Genomic DNA, 15,175 nt, shown 5'->3' on the forward strand with positions numbered 1-15,175 from the left:
TTTATGACCATGGTCATAAAAAAAAGCCGTATCGGGAAGTGATACAGCTTTTTACTAAATCATCAATTTTTATATATCGATCAATATTGAACCGATTAGTTATTGTGGTTACGTTAGGTGACTATGCCTGTTCTAATACCGGTTCCTTCCGAAGATAGCGCCCCTGATAAGTGCTATGATCAATGTAAATACCGCCGATCCTACCACGGCCCAAATTATGGGAAAAGTTTTTCCACCTACTTTTATGGCAAATATTTCGGGTAAGCCGAATTTACCGGCGATCCATAGTCCGATCCAGGCGCCGATAAAACCAACAACGATCGATACCAAACAGCCGCCCAGGTCGTAGCCCGCCAGGGACTGACCAACCGCCCCGCAAATGGCTGCAATAACCAGTAGGATCAATAACTCTGTGAGTGTCATAGTGTAAAGTTTATTCAATGTTTGAATAAGCAATTTGAGTGCCGCATTGATGTACCAACAACTGGAACGCCATTTTTATGTACTTCCATAAAGGAAGACGTATTGAGCCCCGTCAACAGGAAACGGGCGCCATTGAAACAGGAAGGAGGTAAGTATGTGGACTTTAACGGCTGATAAAGACTGGGCCCATCTGCATGACCGGTTCGACTGGGTTCGGGATATGGATGCTGTTCCCCAGGACCCGGCATATCATGCAGAAGGTAACGTGGCTATCCATACGCAGATGGTCATGGAAGCACTGCAACAACTGGAAGGGTTCAAACAACTTTCGCCGCAGCAAAAGGAGATCCTATGGGCGGCCGCTCTCTTGCACGATGTGGAGAAACGGTCGACCACCGTACACGAAGCCGATGGCCGGATAACATCGAAGGGCCATTCGAAAAAAGGCGCCATGACCACGCGGCGGATCTTATATGCCGAAGAACCTGCGCCATTCGCCATTCGCGAACAGATCGTACAACTGGTGCGGCTGCATGGTCAGCCCATTTGGGCTATGGAAAAGCGAGACCCAATATGGACCGTCATCGAATCCAGTTTGATGATTGATACTAAGTTGCTCGCCCTGCTGGCAAGAGCAGATGCATTGGGAAGGATCAGTCCCGACCAGGCTGATCTCTTATATCGCATCGGGTTGTTTGAAACTTTGTGCCAGGAGCAGGATTGTTGGGGCAAACCCAGGGAATTTAAAACACCCAATGCCCGGTTTAAATACTTTCAAAATCCGAAGAACGGGCCCGATTTTGTTCCCTTTGATGATTTTGGCCCAACAGTGATCCTGATGAGTGGTTTGCCGGGCGCCGGCAAGGATACTTATGTTCAACAGCATTATAAAGACTGGCCAGCCATAAACCTGGACCATATACGAAGGGAGCATAAAATTACGGCCACCGACAAAAGCGGCAATGGCAGGGCAGTGCAACTGGCCAAGGAAAAAGCGCGTGAGTGCTTGCGCAAAAAGCAGGGCTTTGTTTGGAATGCCACGAACATCACCCGGCAGATGCGCAGCCAGTTGATAGAACTGTTCATTACATATAAGGCCTATGTTAAAATAGTGTATGTGGAAGTGCCTTATCAAAAGTTACATGGACAGAACAAAGGCCGCGAGGCGGTTGTGCCGGACAGGGCTGTGGACAAGTTGGTGTCGAAACTGGAAGTGCCGGCACCCTGGGAAGCGCATGAGGTCATCTATCACGTTACAGATTGAGATAAAGCAGAACGGCCTCAATGAGGCCGTTCTTTTTTCTTTTTAAATCTCCGCTTGTTGTTCCGGAAGAAAGTCAGTTCCATCTGGCCGGCGAACCCGTTCAATCACAAAAAAGTATTTAATATAATGATAAGGAACCCACAGATCGGTAAAACCAGGTGCAGGGTTATAGCTATGCAGGCAAACCATATCGGCATCGGAATCTTCGGCTGTTGTTTTGATAGCGCAGGGGCTTTTCAATAAGCAATATTGTTCACCCTTATAATCAATAATAAAGACCATCGGGCGGTGCAGGGGAATATCAGTTATGGTATTGATCGACAGCAGTCGGCCCAGTACCAGGCTGCCGCCGGGAATTGACCTGGCCGTACCATCGGTCATGCTATTGCCCTGGTTGGGAAACCAATAGTATTGTTCGCCTGCCAGCTTTCCAGGCGTATCGATATAATACTTCGGTTTACCCAGTGCTTTTTTTAACGCCTCATCCTCATTATTATTTGTCATGTGATCCATACAGTGCCGCTTGGATGATAAAGTTACATTATAAGCGGTTGTTGGCTGTTAATCCGGTTAATCATTGGCCGCAAATGCTGGTTCTGGTTTTTTATGGGATTTCCATTGCTTTTCGTAGCATGCGTCATCCTTCTTTCTTTGCCCGTGCGCAGGAAAGAAGATGAGGACCATTTCAGGGTACACTGATTTTTTATAGCAGCATCAGTAAGCTCAATGGCCGGATAAAAAAGCCTTCCCATAAAAATGGGAAGGCTTCGTTATATTGAGAATTTATTACTTAAACAAATTCACTGTAGCACCCACCTCATAGCTGCCGTCGACATGTGATCTTATGCCACCGGTTTGCGTGGTGTACATCAACTGGATAACAGCTGTCTTTTTAATGTTGACACCAATGCCGGCGGTAAAGCTTTTTGAAGTATGATACATTGCCATAACGTTGGCTACATCATCCAGGAAAGAAACATTCACACCTGCGTCGATAATGTCATCAAATCCTCTGATGTTCCGGTAAGCGACCTTTGGTTCAATGGTGCTTACAGCGCCTTCATTTTTGAATTTATAAGAAGCCGCCGAATATACCAGCGTACCTCCGTTGATACCGCGGTTAATGCCTGTGAACATCGCCCTGATATTCGGTAAAGCCGCCTGCACATTCCAGTGCTCATCAGTATAAGCCATACCAAAATCACCTTCAAAATAGTTATCACGTGCATTGTACGCCAGCAAGGCGGGGTCGTTGATGTCACCATCTATCTTGCTCATATCAATGCGTTGAAAGTTAAAAGAAAGCGACATCCCGAAATGCAGGAACTGGTTGCGGGTGCTGCTCAACGGCATGTGATAGGCGTAGGATAAAGCCAGGCGGGTACGGTTTATCAATCCGGCCACATCGCTCATCACATTCAAACCTGCACCGCCCCTGTTACCGGTGTTCACATCTGCAGAAAAGAAAGTGGTTACCGGAGCGCCATCGATGCTGTTCTGCCACTGACGGCGATGCGCCGCATTCAGGTGTAAGCCCGAATCGATGCCTGCCATGGCGGCGTTGCCCAGGTATTGGTTCTGGAAGAACATAGTGCCGGAAGGGTTCAGCAGGCCTGTTGCATTGCTCGGCGACTGGGCAATGGTTTTCTGCACAAACACGCCGCCTGATAACAGGCAGCATACTGCTATCGCCCGAAGCTGTTTGATATATCTTGACTTTATTGTTGTGCGCATGATCGTAATAATTTAATGTTTATCAATTTGCTTTCAGGATGATGGTAATATACCCTTTGGCGGTTTTGGCGCCACCGGAAATACTCAGGAAATAATAGTAAGTGCCCTCAGCCAATGGATGACCGTTCACTTTTCCATCCCAGGTGTTGTTATAATTCCGTTGACTATATACCAGTCGTCCTGCCCGGTCGAAGATCTTCAATTCATTATCGGGATAGCTATCGATATTGCGGATCACCCATCTGTCGTTTCTGCCGTCGCCATTCGGCGTAAGCACGTTGGTAGCGTCTACTTTAAAGTCCTCAATGACCGACAGATTGAAACCAGCCGAGTTGCTGCAACCTTCCACACTGGTAGCCGTTACCCGGTAGGTAGTGTTGGCCTGTGGCCGTACTTCCGCCGTAGCAGTTTGTTGTCCACTGATAATGCTGCTGTTGGCTTCCCAGTTAAACGTAGCGCCGCCGGTAGCGGTGAGGTGTGCGATATCACCTTTTGATACGCTGTTGCCTTTATCGCTGGTAATGGTGATCACCGGCAGCGGATTTACCGTAATAGTGAAGCTGCGCTGGTAAGTGTCCACCCCGCCATTGGCTGTGCCGCCATTGTCTTTAATGGTAACGGTAATGGTCGCTGTACCGGAAGTCACATTGTTCTTCAGGCGGTAGTTGATCAGGCCTGCATTGTTTATGGTGAGCACATCAAAGTAAGCCTGGTTGCTGGCAATGCTCAACGCATAGGTTTGTGCAGGCTCTGTGGCCGAAGCGCCGGTTACCTGGATGGTATGGGCATCGGTAGTGGCACAAATACTTACATTGCCAATGGCATCAAGCACGGGTGCTTTGTTGATCGGTGTCACGGTGATGGCAACTGGTGTCGCCACACTGGTATTAAGGCCATCGCTTACAGTTACCATTACTGAGACCGTATTGCCCACGTTATTGTTGAGGGTCGTTCCGTTCTGTACAGTGATATTACCGTTGGCATCGATGGCAAAAGCGCCGCCTGATCCATCGGAAGTGATGGTCCAGTTCTGTAAAGTGCCTGCTGCTTCTGTAGCCATTACTTTACCTACCTGTGTACCAGCTGCACTGTTCTGCAAAATGGAGAAGTTTTGTGCAGCGGTGATCACCGGTGCGGTGGCATCGTAAGTAACGGTAAGGCTGTTGGAAACCTGGTTGCTGTTATTAACAATGTTCTGCGCTACGCCGGCAGGAAGTTGTATGGTCACCGCGCCGTCAGCAGCTGGTATTATTTCAACGGCATACGTAACGTTATCGGTAGTTGTAAGCGTGCCGGCAGTACCATTATTAACAGTAAAGTCGCCGGCGGTTAACCCGGTTACAGCTTCATCAAAAACAACCGTTACGGTAAACGGTGCATTTACCCGGGCTGCGGCGGTAGTTGACAACGTTACCGTCGGATGTCCGGTATGTACGAATACATTGGATGTATTGCCGGGATTTTGCAGGGTGAGAACGGCTGTGTTATCAGACAGATCGCGAACGGTTGCGCCATTCATTTGCAGACTCGCTGTAAGTGAAATGCCATCCAGGTCCATCTCGCCGTTCTGTATGGTATAGGAGAATGACAGGGCATTCGTATTATCACCGCTGATATAGGCCGCCTGCACGGTGGTGCTGCCAATTACAACCGGCAGGGAAAGTTGTGGTCCGGAAACCCGCACAGTCTCATTGAAGTTCACCGTGAAATTCAGTAATTGCCCTTGTTTGTAATAACCGTTAACAGGTACAGTTACCGAAGTGATCACTGGCGGGTTTGGATCGTAATAATATGATATATTATTGGAAGCCGTGTTCCCGGTATTGGCATTATTTACAGCAGCATTGGCTGGCACCCTGATAGTTACCCCGCCTTCTATGCCTGGTGTTACCAATACAGTATAGGTAACATTATCGGTTGTTTGCAGGTTGCTGGCGGTTCCGTTGGTGAGCGTAATGTCACTCAGGTCGAAACCGGTTACCGCTTCGCTGAAGGTAATGGTTGCCGTCCATGGTGCGGTTAAGGAAACTGCGCCTCCAACTGTTACTGATGGAGTACCTGTGTTGATAATTACTGCACTGGTATTGCCAACATTGTTCAGTGTTGTATTGGCATTGTTGGTAGCGCCATCCCTGATGGTGCTGCCATTCAGGCGAAGGGCTGTCACTTCAATGCCATTGGCATCCATGTCGCCGGGCTGCACCGTGTATCGGAATGTCAGGGAAGCAGTGGTATTACCAACCAGCGCTGCCTGCACCGAACCGCTGGTTAAAGCAAGCTCAAGCGCCGGAGCTCCTCCACCAACGATAATATTTTCGCTGAAAGCAACGACAAATGTCAGCTGGTCACCTGCTTTATAAAAACCGTTAGCGGGCACAGTGACGCCCGTGATCACCGGTACGGTGATATCATATACATAGGTGAATGGACTTGATGCTGAATTCCCATTGCCACCCACATTCTGGGCTCCGTTCGCCGGTACCTGGATGGTTACCTGACCTTCTGATACCGGTGTTACGGTTACAGTATAAGTGCTTGCATTGACAGCACTGAAGTTGCTAAGACTGGCATTGGTCGCTGTAATATCAGCAGTTGTAAACCCGGTCACATTTTCGCTGAACGTAATGGTAGCTGTCCATGGTGCGTTCAAAGCCGGTGTGCCTGATATAGCCACCGTTGGTATGGCTGTATTGACAAACACGTTATTGGTTGGGCCAACGTTGTTCAGGGTAAGGTTGGCGTTGTTGCCGGCTGCATCCCGGATCACGCTGCCATTCGCAATAACATTACTTGCAGCTACCGCAATGCCATCCATATCCTGGTCGCCATTCATAACAGTATAGCGGAAGCTGATGGTGTTTGATGTAGCGCTATAGTAAGTAGCATTTACGGTAGTGGCGCCAATGGTTATGGGCAGGTAGGGTGATCCACCCGCTGTATTCAATGTAACCGGCCCGTCAAAGTTCACTGCAAATGTCAATACATCTCCGGCTTTATAATAGCCATTAACTGGTGGGTCTACCGACGTGATCACAGGTGCGGTAGCATCATAGGCAATTGAGAGTGCGTTGGATGCACTATTGCCATTGTTGCCTACATTGACTGCTGCGTTGGCAGGCACACTTATATTGTAAGTCCTGTCGCCTGTAGGCGTTATCAGTGCTGTGTAGCTGATATTATCACTTGTTTGCAGGTTGCTGACAGTAGCCTGTAGTACATTTATATCAGCCACTGTAAATCCTGTTACACTTTCGCTAAAGGTAATTGTAATTGTAAACGGTGCATTCACGAGGGCAGGGGCCGTTGTTGACAACGTTACCGTAGGAATGACCGTATTCACAAATATGTTATTGGTAGGGCTTACACTGTTCAGGGTGGTATTGCCATTATTACCCAGTGCATCTGTAAGGGTGCCGCCATTTAATTGCAGACTGGCTCCCAGTTGAATGCCATTCATATCGTTATCCCCTGGCTGTACAGTATAGGCAAATGCCAGCATGGTGCTTCCTGAACCAGCAGTGTAAGCAGCCTGTACGGTAGTTGAGCCGATAATTACGGGCAGCGACGGTGTACCGGTCACTGTGGTATTTTCATTAAAGCCAACTGTAAAAGATAGTACTTCACCCGCTTTGTAATAGCGATTCGCCGGAACGTTCACGGAAGTTACCGCAGGCCCCGTAGCATCGATCATCCAGGTATAGGATGCGGGCGCCCCGGTATTTCCTGCGCCATCTGTTGCCCGTACGCTGAAGGTATGGCTGCCATTAGCCAACCCTGTCAAGGTCAGCGGACTGGCCACGGGCGCAAAGACGCCGCCATCAAGGCTGCCCTGGAAGGTAGAACCCGGTTCTGAGGCGTCAAATGTGAACGTAGCTGAATTGCTGGTGGAAGGATTGGCTGGGGTTGTTAACAAAGTTGTGGCAGGTGCTGTGAGATCTAGTATGATCTGATCTGAAAAAACCGCTACGTTACCAGCCTGGTCTCTCAACTGCATGTTCACCGTTCTGGCGCCCTCGCTGGCGGTGAGTGTCCAGTTCTTGGTAGCGGCCAGGTTCTCATAAACACTGTAAGCGCCACCGTCATTGTTAAACTGCATTTGCAGCGCCGCATTATCATTACCGGTAACAGTCAATACTACATTGGCATTGTTGGTAGCTGTTGCACCGTTGTTGATGGAAATACTTCCGGTAGGTGCTGTTTTATCGATCGTATAAACCTGTCCGGTGGTGAAAGGAACATTGGTTACTGCAGGGCTTATGCCTGTACCGTTCACGTCCAGCCGTATGGTGCCATCACCGGTGCCTGTGTTCACCGTTACTGTATACGTGTTACCGCTGCCGCTTACACTGGTTATGCCGGCGCCGGTTACCCCGGCTGTCGTTAATCCGAATGAGCTGGCCGTTACATTAGCGGCCGATCCGCTGAAGGTAACAGTATATTGTACAGAAGTGGCATTGGAGTGAGTACCACCGGTTCGGTTGACACTGGAAACGGTAATTCCGGGCGGTGATAATTTTACGACTCTTCCATTTCCCGGTGCCGCCGCATCGCCAACAAATATTTCACCGGCGTTGCTGATCGCCAAACCCCAGCCATACGCGTAGTTTGCACTCGATAGTCCGGCATAGATCTCTGTTCCGGCTGCTGCCAGGTCGGTATATCTCATCACCCGTGACTGAGTACTGCTTACCACTTCAACCGTATAGAAGTTATTACTGGCATCCTTCGTTAATGTGGTTATCTTTTTATTCGTTGCCAGCACGGAGGAAGAATAACCAGGAGCGGTCAATTTGATCAGCCGCCCATTTGTAAAGAAATCTGTTATATAAATACTGTTATCCTGGTCAGTTACAATACCCCAGGGATAACTGTCTTCAACGACTGGTCCGCCGGTTGGTGGCACCGGTAAGCCATTATAAATGACTGTTCCAGCACTGTTTTCAGCGCCTGCGGGATAACGAACCAACTGGTAGCTGTTGGTGCTGCTATTGTATTCCATCGAAAGCAGGTTGTTGTTATTGTCTACCGCAAGTGCTGTATAAAAGTTCCCGCTTTGTATTACAGATGGAGTATAGGCCGGAGCTGTAAGTTTTACGATGCTCCAATTACCACTAACCGTTTTCACGAACACATCGCCATTGGCATTTACAGTTAGTCCATAGGGAATAGACGGGCCATTTGTAGAAAAGGTATAAATGACGGCGGGTGTTCCCGTACCATTTGTATACTTTACTACCTCATAATAATTCTGGGATGCATTATACCGGGTCACGAATACGTTATTGCCGTTGTCCCTGGCAACCCCGTAACAATAGTTGCCTGTTTCAAGGTTTGTGGCCGAATACTGCGCCCTGCTTTGCAATGTGCAAAACAACAGACCCAGTAACAGCATGTAAATTTGCTTCATGGTGTTTGGTTAATAACAGAGAAAGGGGTTTTGCCAGCCTGAATCGCTTTCCCGATGTATGATTTCGAATTCCTGTGCATCGAAGCGCATTCCTTTTCCCTGGTCAAGAATAAGTTTGTGTATTTTATTTCCGGTTGTTGTAAGCTTGAGAATATTGGTGGTAGGTAAAGCAAAGCCTGATCTTGGAAAGAAATTCTTTTCACCTCTGGGGCCATTGATAATTCCGTCGCGCAATTGTTGCTTGACCGTATCCCAATCCCTTTTCAGGGCATGGGGTAATACTTCTTTCCATACCAGTCCGGCCTCATAGCCCATTAAAGCATAGATATTGGCGGGTTGTTTGGCCAGGGCTTCAAATCTTTTTACAAAAACCTGGTTGGGTTTATGTTCTGCTTCCCGTATCCATTGCTGGGCAGTGTAAATTTCGAGATCAATGTGTTTAATATCGGCGAGAATGTCGTCGTAAGCCATCGTTTCCTGTACCAGTAGCGGGATCTTCTTATGAAAACCGCTGCTGATCCATTTTTTAAGGAAAACAGTACCGCGATCACCACTGAAGATTGCGTGTACGTATGGCGGTGGGTCTTTTGCCAGGCGGTCGAAAAAGCCGCCCAGCTCCATGCGGTTGTGGTTGTTGGGATCGTAGGGGATCACCGATAATTGCAGCTGGGTGCCGCCGGCGGCGGCTACGCCCTGCTGAAAAGTGCTGTGCAAATGATAACCGGCCTCATATACGGGCATGATCATGTGACCGCCGCTGCCATAGGTTTTCTGGGCCCAGTATCCCAATGCATATTGCGACTGCCAAAGCTGGTGCGACGCGTAAAAGATATCCTGATGTAAATGCGGAAAATAGGGCACGTGTTCGCCCATATCGAAAAAGAAAGCAGGTTTTGTTTCCCGGTTGATCAGGGGAGTAATGTCGGGGATGGCTTTATAACTAACCAGCCCCGACAATACATCTACCCGGTTAAAGAAAAGCAGTTTGCGGGCTGCCGTTTCCGTATCGCGCGCACTTCCCAGGTTGGTATATTCCTGCGTGAACTGAATGGTGCGTTGTCGCACGGGATCGAGCTCCATACCCAGTAACCAGCCTGTGACCAGGTGTTGTGAGAAATAGGGGTAGGTGCCTGAATAAGGCGTCAGGAAGCCAACGGTTAGGGGTGCGGTCATGTGCGCTTTATAATGATAGTGCTTTTAAAAAGCAATTATTAGTTTCTGCTTGGGTAAATACCTTCAATGGCAATGATATAATTCATGCCTAAATAAGGCTGCATTATTGAAAATGGCTGGCTGCTGCCTGAAATACTTGTTGTTGTTGTTCCGCTCACCTGGCTGGCTGCCAAAGTCGCCGTGTTGTCCTGAAGGGCATAACCGTTAACATTGGTTGCAGTGGGACCTGCGCCTATTGTGGGCAGTTTTGCCGGAACCAGGTTGCTGCCGGGCGTGTTCGTGGTAGCAGCAGCGGTACTGGCCGATTGCGCCACCGTTAAACCGGTGCCACTCACTGAATGGTTATGCGCAGGCATATTCACATTCAGCAGGGTGGTTAGCGGCGACCCGGCCATTTCGCCCAAATTGTAATTAGGTAAACCGGGGCCCTGTCCGGTACCGATAGGAGTGCGGCCGCGGAGATCCGGCAATGCAAATGTGGTTTGGCCATTGCCGCCAAAGGTTGTTCCCAATAATGAGAACAGTGCGGTATTCTGTGCTATTGACAGGATCTGGCCCATGCAAAAGGCCCAGCTTCTCGGCGCAAAGTTTCCGCCAAACAAGATTATACTCGCTAAAAAGGGTTGATCCATATTTTTTTCAATTTAATAGTTTATAAATAGCGTGATCGTTATTGCTGAATTCCGGGTGGTGCCGCTGTACCTGCGAAAAGCAAAACCTTCAGCGGATGGAGCCTTCAGCTTCTATGTTTATATAAAGAAGTTCGGGAATTCAATACTGGCGCCGCCTTGTTGGGCAGACTGATCTGCCAGCATACCTATCACACTGTTCGTAGCAGCTATACACACCGGTATATTACCGGCCACCGGTTGTTGCACGGTTTTTACAAAATCATGCAGCGCCATGGCTACGGCTTCATGAGCAGGTGATTGCCTGTAACGGCCTGTTTGGTTATTTGCAGGAAGATTGTCATTTAAACGAATACTGGCAGTTGCACCTGTAAGTTGAACTGTTTTCGAAATATCCAACCAGCTGCCGCCAGTAGCCTGTAACCGGAAACCGGTTGAAAAAGGCTGATCAATATTGGAAGTTGATTGCAGATAAACAGTTTGCCGGTTGCCGGTGCTCAGGCGGATCGTGCTCACGAGTCCCCGGGTAACAAACAGGCTGGTTTTGCCGGTTTTGGCGTTTGACTTTGCGATCACATAATCCTGCTGTTGCTGTTGTAAACGCAGCGATATGTATGGATTGTTCGCCGAAATGCCCAGTAATTGGGCCGTAGCTGCTGCGGGATACACGGCGTATGGCAGGTTGCTGTTACCGGTGGTTTTATGCAGCGTTGTATAAGCGGCGCCCGCCTGGATCGATTGCAGTTCGCCTAATTGTCCGGTTGTCACCATTTGCTGAATGGCCTGCAGGTCGCGGCGGCAGCTTAATTCATCGAGCGTAACATACTGTTTTGCGGTCTTCCGGCTTATGTTCACGATGTCCCGGTGCTCATCCACCGTACTGCCCATGATGGGCCCACAGGCTACATGTTTACCAGCCAGTAAAGCGGCTTTCGCTATTTCGTAATGCGTATGCCACGGGGTAGCTATGATCACAGCGTCGATATCATTGCGGGATAGCAGGGTGTGGTAATTGTTGCCTGCTTCGTTGACGGGGGCGGGCAGTGAAACGCCTGCTTTCTTAAACAATTGTTTCGCTTCCTGCCATGCGCTGGTATCTGGTTCGCAGATGGCCGCTACTTCAATGTCTTTGTGCAGCAACGCTGCTTCGAGGTATAAACGGCCCCAGCTACCTGTTCCAATGATCGCTATGCGCAAACGGGAACCGGTTGATGCGGTTAACCAGGATGGAAATAATGTAATGGCAGGAGCCAGCAGGGCAGCATTTTTAATAAACCTTCTGCGGGCAGTAGTTGTTGGTTTAGGGGTTTTCACGAGTCAGGTTTCGTAATTAATGCTGCAAAGATATATGTTATTTTATACTGGCATATTAAATTACCCATATGAGTGGGAGTGTCATATTGACGGTAATTTTAATGTAGGCTGAGTTTCAATAATCCACACTATCATAAAATTCCAAATCCCAAATATCAAGAACCAAATAAATCCCAAATCACAAGGCTATTGAGAGTTTGAGATTTATTTTCTTGTTTGGTTCTTATGATTTGGTTCTTGTGATTTCTTATTTGGATCTTGAGATTTGGTTCTTGTGATTTCTTATTTGGATCTTGAGATTTGGTTCTTGTGATTTCTTATTTGGATCTTGACATTTGGTTCTTATGATTTCTTATTTGGATCTTGAGATTTGGTTCTTGTGATTTCTTATTTGGATCTTGAGATTTGGTTCTTGTGATTTCTTATTTAGATCGCTTTCATATTGAAGGGCAGCTTTCTGATCCGTTTACCGGTAAGATCGAATATCGCATTACATAAAGCGGGGGCAAAAGGCGGCAGCCCGGGTTCACCAACACCGCCTGGCTTTTCTTCATTCTCCATAATATAAACCTCGATGTCGGGTACATCGCTTATCCTTGGCATTTGGTATTGATGAAAATTGGTTTCCACCGCTTTGCCATCAGTAAAATGGGTTTCATGGGTGGTGGCTGCGCCGAGGGCCATTACAATACTGCCTTCCACCTGCGCCCTGATGATATCGGGGTTCACATACCACCCGCAATCCATGACGGCTACAATACGGTCGATCTTTAATTTTCCATCGGCCTGGCGCGAGACCTTCACCGCTTCGCCCACAATACTTTTAAAACATTCTGTGATGGCAACGCCCCAGCCTGCATTTTTTTCCCGCGATTTCCAGCCTGTTTTTTCTTCCAGGGTATCTATCAGGGCTGCATAGCGTTCTTCGCGCAGGTGCTGCCGCCGGAAATCGAGCGGGTCTTTTTCTGCGGCATGCGCCAGTTCATCCATAAAGCTTTCGTATGCAAATCCGTTGGTAGATGAATACACCGAACGCCACCACATTACCGGGATCGGCGATTCGGTGGGAATATCGGCAAAGCTGTAGTGATCGATGCCATTGATAAAAGCTTCTGGCAGTCCTTCCGTAGTGCTGCCGTTAAAGTTTGTTTTATCGGCATGCGGCCACTGGTGGTCCATATTTTGTGCGGCCATTTTCGTTTGAAAAGCAGCAATGCGTCCACTGTTCAGTCCGGCTTTGCATTCATATACCGCGCCGGGACGAAAAGGTCCCTGTGTCATATCATCCTCGCGCGTCCAGACAACCTGTACAGGGGCTTTTATTTCTTTTGAGATCAATGCAGCTTCCGCAGTATAATCGGTAAATGCTTTTCTGCCAAAACCACCGCCTAAAAATGTCATGTGAACAGTAATGTTTTCCATGGGTAACTTCAACCGTTCCGCCAGGTCGCGTTGGATCCAGTCGGGGCCCTGAATGGGGCCGTAGATAGTAACCTTGTCGCCTTTCACATCGGCTATACAATTCAGTGGCTCCATACAGGCATGCGCTTCGTACGGTGTTTCATATACGGCTTCCAGCTTCTTTTGCGCTTTGTTAAAGGCGGCCTCAAAATTGCCGCCGGTGCGTTGCGACAAACCAGGCTTCTTCAGGTCTTCTTTCATGCGGGTGTACAAACCGGCAGTATCCAGGTGTTCAAAACCCGCAGTATCCCATTCTACTTTCAGCGCTTTGCGTGCCTGCATGGCGGCCCAGGTATTGTCCGCAACAATGGCTATACCTTCCCTTATGGTGTCAAATACCGGCATTTGAACTTTGATAACATGTTTCACTCCGGGCATAGATTTCACGGCACTGTCGTCGTAGCTTTTTACTTTTCCCAGGAAGTGCGGACTGCGTTCTACCACGGCATACAACATACCCGGTAATTTTTTGTCGAGCCCGAATGTGGCCTTGCCATTTATTTTGTCAGGATTATCCTGGCGCGGTAATGGCTTGCCAATGATCGTATAGTTTTTTCTTTCTTTGAGCGCAACCTGTTTGGGCGGCGTGAGTTTTGCGGCTTCTTCTACCAGTTCGCCATAACCGAGCTTTTTATTACTGGGCCGATGGATCACCTCGGCTTTCAACGCATAACATTCTTCTTTTGGCACGCCCCATTTTTTTGCGGCGGCTTGGATCAACATTTCACGGGCCGTGGCGCCGGTCCTGAGCAAATGTTTATATGCGCCGCGTACAGTAGAGCTGCCCCCGGTGATCTGGTTGCCATATTTGCTTTGATGGCCGGGCGCAAAGGCGATCTCTACATCGTCGAGCGACACTTCCAACTCTTCTGCTATCATTTGCGGAACAGCCTGGAAAGAACCCTGGCCCATTTCTGAACGATGGTTCAGGATAAATACCTTGCCGGTCTTATCAATAGAAATAAATGCATTCAGCGGAATGCCGAGGCCTTCGGCTGTTTCAGCAGTGATGATCGTACTTTCTTCTGCCAGGGCAGGAAGATAAAAACCTATGGTGAGCGCTGCGCCTGTAAAACTGCTTAATTTCAGGAAGGCGCGGCGGTTGATGGAATTTTTCGTTTGCATAACGCAGGTTGATTAACAGGTTAAAAACTTTTTGCCGGCGGCTGTTTCATCAAAGCGGCTGCTTTGTGAATGGCTTTTCGAATGCGGGGATACGTGCCGCAACGGCAGATATTTCCCTGCATGGCGATATCGATATCGCGGTCGGTAGGATTGGGATTGCGCTTCAACAATGCCACGGCTGCCATGATCTGTCCCGTTTGGCAATAACCACATTGGGGCACCTGTTCGGCGAGCCAGGCCTGTTGCACCACATGAGAATTATCGGTACCCAACCCTTCAATGGTCGTGATTTTTTGATTACCTACTGCGGAAACGGGCATCGAGCAGCTGCGAATGGCATTACCGTTTAGATGCACCGTGCAGGCTCCGCACTGGGCCATGCCACAACCATATTTTGTTCCGGTTAAATTCAACAGATCGCGCAATACCCAAAGCAGGGGCATTTTGGGGTCAGCTTCTACAGCATGCGTAGTGCCGTTGATACTAAGTTTGTAGGAAGCCATAAGTCGGGTGATTTAAGAGAATGTTAAGGTACGACAATGAACAGGCGGCCGGCTAATTTATTATTCTAATGGTCATGGAATTATGCCGAACGCCGTTGGTCGAATTTGCCTGAAAATATGTGTACCAACTGTTGTAACTTTA

At 48.5% G+C, this 15,175-nt stretch carries 10 protein-coding genes; 1 reads left to right on the plus strand and 9 read right to left on the minus strand.

Translation table 11 applies throughout. The features are described from left to right. Positions 1-132: 132 nt before the first annotated feature. Positions 133-423, minus strand: coding sequence for a GlsB/YeaQ/YmgE family stress response membrane protein (locus tag JUB15_RS01085; RefSeq protein WP_207510391.1), 291 nt, complete (start codon positions 421-423; stop codon positions 133-135). A 154-nt stretch (positions 424-577) separates the two neighbouring features. On the opposite strand from JUB15_RS01085, the gene JUB15_RS01090 reads away from it, so the two are divergent. Further along, positions 578-1,687, plus strand: a complete 1,110-nt coding sequence (locus tag JUB15_RS01090) for an AAA family ATPase (RefSeq protein ID WP_207510392.1) — start codon at positions 578-580, stop codon at positions 1,685-1,687. Positions 1,688-1,729: 42 nt separating this feature from the next. Here the strand turns inward: JUB15_RS01090 and JUB15_RS01095 are convergent, their stop codons facing one another. The 8 genes from JUB15_RS01095 to JUB15_RS01130 form a co-directional block, all read right to left on the minus strand. Further along, on the minus strand, positions 1,730-2,200 hold the full coding sequence (locus JUB15_RS01095) for a hypothetical protein (protein ID WP_207510393.1): 471 nt from the start codon (positions 2,198-2,200) through the stop codon (positions 1,730-1,732). 273 nt (positions 2,201-2,473) lie between these two features. Beyond that, positions 2,474-3,421, minus strand: coding sequence for a PorP/SprF family type IX secretion system membrane protein (locus tag JUB15_RS01100; RefSeq protein ID WP_207510394.1), 948 nt, complete (start codon positions 3,419-3,421; stop codon positions 2,474-2,476). A gap of 22 nt (positions 3,422-3,443) precedes the next feature. Then, on the minus strand, positions 3,444-8,828 hold the full coding sequence (locus JUB15_RS01105; RefSeq protein ID WP_207510395.1) for an Ig-like domain-containing protein: 5,385 nt from the start codon (positions 8,826-8,828) through the stop codon (positions 3,444-3,446). Positions 8,829-8,837: 9 nt separating this feature from the next. Then, complete coding sequence (locus JUB15_RS01110) at positions 8,838-10,001, minus strand: ABC transporter substrate-binding protein (RefSeq protein WP_207510396.1); 1,164 nt, start codon at positions 9,999-10,001, stop codon at positions 8,838-8,840. Positions 10,002-10,039: 38 nt separating this feature from the next. Continuing rightward, a complete protein-coding gene (locus JUB15_RS01115) occupies positions 10,040-10,633 on the minus strand; it encodes a phage tail protein (protein ID WP_207510397.1) in 594 nt (197 codons plus the stop codon). A 117-nt stretch (positions 10,634-10,750) separates the two neighbouring features. Beyond that, positions 10,751-11,944: a Gfo/Idh/MocA family protein gene (locus tag JUB15_RS01120; RefSeq protein WP_207510398.1), complete on the minus strand. Its 1,194-nt coding sequence runs from the start codon at positions 11,942-11,944 to the stop codon at positions 10,751-10,753. A gap of 426 nt (positions 11,945-12,370) precedes the next feature. Continuing rightward, entirely contained in the window at positions 12,371-14,530 is a 2,160-nt protein-coding gene (locus JUB15_RS01125; protein ID WP_207510399.1) for a xanthine dehydrogenase family protein molybdopterin-binding subunit, read from the minus strand. A gap of 20 nt (positions 14,531-14,550) precedes the next feature. Continuing rightward, on the minus strand, positions 14,551-15,033 hold the full coding sequence (locus JUB15_RS01130) for a (2Fe-2S)-binding protein (RefSeq protein ID WP_207510400.1): 483 nt from the start codon (positions 15,031-15,033) through the stop codon (positions 14,551-14,553). Between the last annotated feature and the right edge of the window lie 142 nt (positions 15,034-15,175).

It is taken from the genome of Longitalea luteola (genome assembly GCF_017356035.1).
Classification (GTDB): domain Bacteria; phylum Bacteroidota; class Bacteroidia; order Chitinophagales; family Chitinophagaceae; genus Niastella; species Niastella luteola.

Bases quoted from the DNA above. Each gene is read 5' to 3' on its own strand.
- JUB15_RS01115 (WP_207510397.1), bottom strand. From the start codon at position 10,633: ATGGATCAACCCTTTTTAGCGAGTATAATCTTGTTTGGCGGAAACTTT.
- JUB15_RS01100 (WP_207510394.1), bottom strand. From the start codon at position 3,421: ATGCGCACAACAATAAAGTCAAGATATATCAAACAGCTTCGGGCGATA.
- JUB15_RS01110 (WP_207510396.1), bottom strand. From the start codon at position 10,001: ATGACCGCACCCCTAACCGTTGGCTTCCTGACGCCTTATTCAGGCACC.
- JUB15_RS01105 (WP_207510395.1), bottom strand. From the start codon at position 8,828: ATGAAGCAAATTTACATGCTGTTACTGGGTCTGTTGTTTTGCACATTG.
- JUB15_RS01085 (WP_207510391.1), bottom strand. From the start codon at position 423: ATGACACTCACAGAGTTATTGATCCTACTGGTTATTGCAGCCATTTGC.
- JUB15_RS01090 (WP_207510392.1), top strand. From the start codon at position 578: ATGTGGACTTTAACGGCTGATAAAGACTGGGCCCATCTGCATGACCGG.
- JUB15_RS01095 (WP_207510393.1), bottom strand. From the start codon at position 2,200: ATGGATCACATGACAAATAATAATGAGGATGAGGCGTTAAAAAAAGCA.
- JUB15_RS01125 (WP_207510399.1), bottom strand. From the start codon at position 14,530: ATGCAAACGAAAAATTCCATCAACCGCCGCGCCTTCCTGAAATTAAGC.
- JUB15_RS01130 (WP_207510400.1), bottom strand. From the start codon at position 15,033: ATGGCTTCCTACAAACTTAGTATCAACGGCACTACGCATGCTGTAGAA.